Annotated in this window: 5 protein-coding genes; 1 reads left to right on the top strand and 4 read right to left on the bottom strand. The window is 56.5% G+C overall.

All coding sequences use genetic code 11. The features are described from left to right. Positions 1-496: 496 nt before the first annotated feature. Together F2P45_RS33635 and F2P45_RS33630 are read right to left on the bottom strand one after the other, a co-directional pair. Positions 497-2,653, bottom strand: a complete 2,157-nt coding sequence (locus F2P45_RS33635) for a peptidase domain-containing ABC transporter (protein ID WP_166882561.1) — start codon at positions 2,651-2,653, stop codon at positions 497-499. 1 nt (position 2,654) lies between these two features. Further along, entirely contained in the window at positions 2,655-3,200 is a 546-nt protein-coding gene (locus F2P45_RS33630; protein ID WP_166882560.1) for a hypothetical protein, read from the bottom strand. Positions 3,201-3,766: 566 nt separating this feature from the next. On the opposite strand from F2P45_RS33630, the gene F2P45_RS36860 reads away from it, so the two are divergent. Then, complete coding sequence (locus tag F2P45_RS36860; protein ID WP_267877390.1) at positions 3,767-3,892, top strand: hypothetical protein; 126 nt, start codon at positions 3,767-3,769, stop codon at positions 3,890-3,892. 124 nt (positions 3,893-4,016) lie between these two features. On the opposite strand, the gene F2P45_RS33620 is transcribed toward F2P45_RS36860, so the two are convergent. Both F2P45_RS33620 and F2P45_RS33615 read right to left on the bottom strand, forming a co-directional pair. Next, entirely contained in the window at positions 4,017-5,294 is a 1,278-nt protein-coding gene (locus F2P45_RS33620; protein ID WP_166882559.1) for a beta-barrel domain-containing protein, read from the bottom strand. Positions 5,295-5,500: 206 nt separating this feature from the next. Further along, positions 5,501-5,861, bottom strand: a 361-nt coding sequence (locus tag F2P45_RS33615) for a hypothetical protein (protein WP_223164897.1), incomplete at its 5' end; no start/stop codon positions are given.

Below are 5,861 nucleotides of genomic sequence, written 5' to 3'. Positions count from 1 at the left end.
CTTGGAGACCTTCGATTCCAGCGCTTCCAGCCGTTCCCACAGTGTCAATACGACGCCCTCAAGCTCGCCGCGCGTAAGGGCGGAGAGGTCGGGAGGAGTGCGTTTTTTTGCCATAACCAGCATGATGCGCCGGCTTGAAAAGGTTTACAACTATTTTGTGAAAAAATCTCGTGCTGAACAGTCACGAAATTCCTAAGTTTTGAATATCCCCAATTCGCGATACCGTGAACGATTGAACATCCTGGCGTTGCACCTTGATTGTATAAAACGTATGCTTAACCAAAATGCAATCCAGTGTTAATTCTACTGATCGTCTTACGATCAAGCTGCTACAGACGACAATTGAAATTATGCCTGAGACGATTAGCGCGGCAGCGCCAAACCACAGTTCCGATTCGCTCGTACGCCGAGATCAGAACACTAACCAAACAAGGTCGGGGCGACTCGGCCTTTTCAATGGGCAAAAAATTAGATGAGGAATCGCGCGATCCGCGAATCAATTTTTCCCATCCGGCAGCGGTGTATCAGTATTTTCTGATGCCCCGTTTTTAGTTGGCAGCGGCGCATCGTAAACGATAGATCCGTCCTGCAGCGCAACCAGGCGGCGGGCAGTTGCAATGGTTTCAAGACGGTGCGCCACAAGAATTCGCGTCATGTTGAGTTCTGCGATTGCGCCACTGACCTCGCTTTCCACTGCCCCATCGAGCGCGCTCGTGGCCTCGTCCATTACCAGGATCTTGGGCCGCTTGTAAAGCGCTCGCGCCAGCAGGACGCGCTGCTTCTGGCCGCCGGACAGGCTGCTGCCCATATCTGCCACGATGGTTTCGTAGCCCATCCGCATGCGGTCGATATCGGCGTCGATCTGCGCAAGCTCCGCGCAGCGCCGAATTCGGTCCATCTCGGGGCGCTCGTCGTAGAAGCAAATGTTTTCCTTAAGCGATCCGGACAGAAGGACATCGTCCTGCATCACTGCCGCCAAGGCGCGGCGGTAGCTGCGCACGCCGAGCTGTGAGATCGGTATTCCTCCATAGCGGATTTCGCCGAACGTCGGTTTCAGGTTGCCCACAATGAGCTTGATCAGCGTTGTTTTGCCGCAACCGGAAGGGCCGGCGATCGCTATCGAATCGCCTGGCTCGATGGTCAGGTCGATGTTGCGCAACACCCACGGTTCGGTGTCGCTGTAGCGATAGCTGACCTTGACCAACTCCAGTTGGGGTACCAACTGGTCGACGTCGCGCCCGTGTTCAACCTCGGGCTCGATCGCCTCCAGCACGATGTCGGCCAGCCGCTCGCAGTGAAGGGAAAGCATTTTGTAATCGATGAACACATTGATCAAGGCGCTCATGCGGGCCGTGAACATGCCGCTGTAGACGGTCAGCGCGATCAACATGCCGACCGTGAACGACCCCTCCATGATCAGGCCAGCACCCAGCCACAGTACTAGTGCCGCCGAGATAGCGCCTATCGTCATGTTGATGTTGGCAAACCATAGGCCCATCACCTGCGTGCGCACGTTACGGTTGATGGTGTCGGTTTTCATCGCCAGCCAGTGCGCACGCCGGTCGAGTTCGCGCCCGAACAGTTTGATTGGGCCAATTGCCCGGATCGTTTCCATCAGACAGGTCTGCTCCTTGGCCGCGAGCGTCAAGCCTTCGAGGTTCGCAGTATGTAGAGGCCGATACGACAGTGCGCGCACTGCCGCATAGAGAAGGACAGTAGCGCCGACCACGCCCGCCAGCAGCGGACTGTACAGGATCATGACGATCATGGTCAGGATTGCCGTTATGCCGTCCAAGACCGCGCCAACGGCACGGGTCGTCAGCAGATCCTGGATCGGGCCGACCGAGCCGAAGCGCGATAGCACATCGCCGAGCTGGCGTGTCTCGAACCAGCTCATAGGAAGACGCACCAAGCGTCCGAATACATCGCCTACCCATTGCAGGTTCAGGTGCGTGGTCAAGTACAGAATGGTGACCCCGCGCATGTGCAACAACGCCCATTGCGTGAGTATAAGCAATAGCAGTCCGAGCATGATCACGTTACGCAAGCTGGCGTCGTTGGACATGAGCACGTCGTCGATCATGAATTGATTCAACCGGGGCATGGCCAGCACCAGTAATTCCACCGCGAGCGAAATAGCGAACAACAACCCAAACGCCTGCCACCAGCCATCGAGCTTGCCCATGAGGGCACGGACTGATACTCTGCGCCGCTCGTCGGCCGGGCTGAAATCGGTGGAGGGGTCGAATTCAAGCGCGCAGCCGGTGAAGTCGCGGCTCACTTCCGCATAGGACAGGTGGCGCACCCCGATTGCCGGGTCGTGAACCACCACTTCCTTGGCCGTGGCGCGACGCAACACGACGAAATGGTTCAGCCCCCAATGCAGAATGGCCGGGGTTTTCAAATGAGGCAATTCCTCAAGAGACAGTGACAGCGCGCGGGTGGACAGGCTGAGCCGCTGCGCGTACTCGGTCAACGTCAGCATGCTGATGCCGCTTAGCGATGTGGGGAAACGCCCGCGCAGGGCCGCCAGATCGGTGCGCAAGCCCAGGTAGGAGGCAACCATCGCCAGGCAAGCTAGGCCGCACTCGGCCACCTCCGCCTGGAGAATCAGCGGCAGGTGGGCGCCGCGAAAGAGTGGTGCGGTGGCCATCTTACTTCTCCAATTTCCAGTTCAGTTGCATAATCACCCGCTTCAGACTTCCTATGGCGCCCAGGACTTCGATAATGTTTTCGTCAGCTATGGACAGTTCGACATCCTGTTTGGGTGAATAAAGCCATAGTTCGGTGACAGGCTTCGGGCGAAACTGAAAACGGTCACCCGTGGGGGAGGGCGAAATATCCGTATAACCAAGCTCAAGAATGGCATTCTTTATATCTGGTATTACCTGCCAAGCTGAGCCACGAGATATGGCTATTGTTATTTTCCCCGGCAATTGCGCACGGAGTTCGCGCACGACAGTAATGACGAAACAAGTAAAGATAAGCAATCTGATTTGTAAGCCCACGGACTTAGGCAGCACTACGCTACAAACGATCACTACGCCCGCGGTCAGTGCTAAAGTTAATAAAGATTGCCTAGCGGATTGAAACGGCCATAAGTTGCGCCAAAAACTGTGTGCACGTTGCGTAGCAAAAAAGAAAAACTGAGGCGGCGTTGCCGCTTCAACACTTGCAGAATGATCAAGCGAAATCGACATAACGTACTCCTTAATGCAGCCGCAATAACTTATTGCGGCCGCATGATTACTAAGTTAAGCCATCATCTGCATCACACGGCCACCTGCAGGGCCGGTGAAGGATATACCGTCGTCGTCTGGCGCCATTGCTGGGATCTGGTGCCGTACGCCATTCCTGTCGATGAACCCCTTTTGGTCGTTCTTAGGATGGTCGCGCTCCATCAGCATGATGCTACCGTAGGCGGCGCCCACCCCAATCGCAATCCCGGCGATCTTGAGTGGACCGGGGAGCTTTGCCGCAAGGCCTGAATTTTGGAGTGCCTTGGTAAGCGCCGCCTCACCGAATGCAGACGCTTCGGAATAGACAACGCCGGAGAGAAGGGCGTCAAATGCTATATGCTATATGCTATATGCTGTATGGAGAGCGTCGGCTCTGCATAGATGCCGATAAGGCTCCCTTCCCACCCTGCCGGCTCCTGACCGACCGATGTATTGGGAGGTGGATTATCAAACACGGGTATCGCGCCGGAAATCTTGACGACAGCCGTGTGTCCACCTTCTACACTGATGGCGGCCAAATCGTATGCATGCCCCCCAACAGCCCCGAAACCACCACCACCGCCGCCACCATCGCCACCACCACCGCCACCACCGCCACCACCGCCCGGAATCGTTTCCCCAGGTGTTGTTTCGGCCTTGCCCCCAACCAGTAGGGCCAGTAGTTCATTGTCTAGTACTTTCATGACTTGCTCCATTTCAATACTTTCACCATGCCCCACGTGTGCATGGCAGTTTCGGCCTTGTTGGAAAACGCGGCGCCAATTCTTCCCATTTCCATCAATTCCGTATGCCTCCGTCTGGAGGCATACGGTCCCTCGCTGCGCTGATGACGGGGTCCACGATCCACTCGATCAGCTTTCGACGATCATGGAAGACGTCGGCTTCGAGCGTCATCCCCGGCTCAAGTGGCCTGCGCTTGCCGTACATCATCATGGAGTTGCTCGACATCGCTACAGTTGCCCGATAGATCGGAATGTCGGCAGCGTTGGGAGTGTCGGGCGCCTTGGTGCCATCATTGATCGGATTCAGCTCCACCTGCTTGACCGTTCCGGCCACCAGGCCGTACTTCTGATAGGGGAAGGCATCGATGCGCATTTGGACCTGCTGGCCCACCGCCACCGACGATTTCGCGTGCGAGGGGATCAGCAGTTTTGCCTCAAGCACGCTTCCCATTGGAAGGATGGTGGCGACCACTGTTCCGGCCTGCACCGATTGCCCAACGTCATAGCCCAACGCAGTGATGGCGCCGGCTGTGGGTGCCGTGACCCGTAGCGTGCGGCGTCCCTCGTGCTCCGCAGCCTCTTGTTCTATATCTGCAAGACTTTGTTCGGCCTCGGTAAAGGCAATCTTTTCCCGCGCGGCGAGTGAGGCTCTTTCGTTCTGTACCTGAAGCAATGAGCTCCGTGCGTTGCCCAAGTTGACCGATAGCGCATTGCGTCTGGCGCGCTCGACGTTCAGCATGTTCTTTTGCTGCGCCAGCCCGGCCACGGATACAAAACCCTGATGGGCAAGTGCGCTGATGCGGTCAACGGAGGCTTGGGCGCTCTTAACAAGTTCGTCCCCAATGCTGATGCCGCCAAGATGCGTGGCTATTTCGGACTTCACCAGGCGCTCTTGGTCGGCCATGGCAGCGGAACGCAGGGCTAATTGCTGCAGCGTTGCTTCGCGTCGCTGTATGATCTGTTCGCGTCGCGTGGCGAGCGAAGCGGCAATGCGGGCATCAATCGAGCCATCTTCGCTAATCCGCTCGGCAGACAGGTCGAACAGCGCCTGCCCAGCCTTGACCGCCTGGCCTTCCTGGACGTGTCGTGCGACAATTCGACCAAACTGAGGCGCAACCGCCTTGATAGCCCCGCCTGCATAAGCCAACTGCCCCGTCACTTTTACCTTGCTGCTGTATTCGCCAAAAGCCAGCAGCAATGCGAGTGCGAGCACGACCGCTGCACCGCAAGCCGCTGCTACCTTCATCGGCAGCGGCCGCGCCACCACTATGGCGCCACCCTTGCGGCTGCGGCTGGCCTCAATAACTTCAACGCGTATTGGCGCAATGTTCAAGCTAGCCTCCAAGTCATTGAAATACGTAAAGTCCATGGCGGTAAAGCCGTGCTGCTCTACTAGCGTTGAGCGGCATAAATATACGATTCCTAATCGTGCGACGCTCGCCCAGTAGCAGCGAAAGTCTCGTTCGCCAGAGTGCGTCGCAGTTAATTAAGTGAACGGGGATATAGACACAGCGGCTCAAAATGAAGTTCAATCTTTTTTCACAGCGTTTCATTGCGGTAAGCCATGTGTGCCAGGCTCATGCGAATATCAAGGCTGTTCAAATCAGTCGATCCCGCGTGAAATTGGTAGGCCAGATTCCAGCAAACCCCTGTGGTTGAGGGATCGGCTTGGAGCGCAAAGAAGTGTCCGCAAAATAGCGATGGCAATCCTTGCGGTGACTGTTCAGCACGAGATTTTTTCACAAAATAGTTGTAAACCTTTTCAAGCCGGCTCATCATGCTGGTTATGGCAAAAAAACGCACTCCTCCCGACCTCTCCGCCCTTACGCGCGGCGAGCTTGAGGGCGTCGTATTGACACTGTGGGAACGGCTGGAAGCGCTGGAATCGAAGGTCTCCAAG

This window comes from Massilia mucilaginosa, from assembly GCF_011682145.1.
Classification (GTDB): Bacteria; Pseudomonadota; Gammaproteobacteria; order Burkholderiales; family Burkholderiaceae_D; genus Telluria_A; species Telluria_A mucilaginosa.
This window is presented reverse-complemented; position numbering and strand designations above follow the sequence as displayed.

Excerpts from the sequence above, each read along its gene's own strand:
- F2P45_RS33630 (WP_166882560.1), bottom strand. The coding sequence starts at position 3,200 with ATGTCGATTTCGCTTGATCATTCTGCAAGTGTTGAAGCGGCAACGCCG.
- F2P45_RS33635 (WP_166882561.1), bottom strand. The coding sequence starts at position 2,653 with ATGGCCACCGCACCACTCTTTCGCGGCGCCCACCTGCCGCTGATTCTC.
- F2P45_RS36860 (WP_267877390.1), top strand. The coding sequence starts at position 3,767 with ATGCCCCCCAACAGCCCCGAAACCACCACCACCGCCGCCACCATCGCC.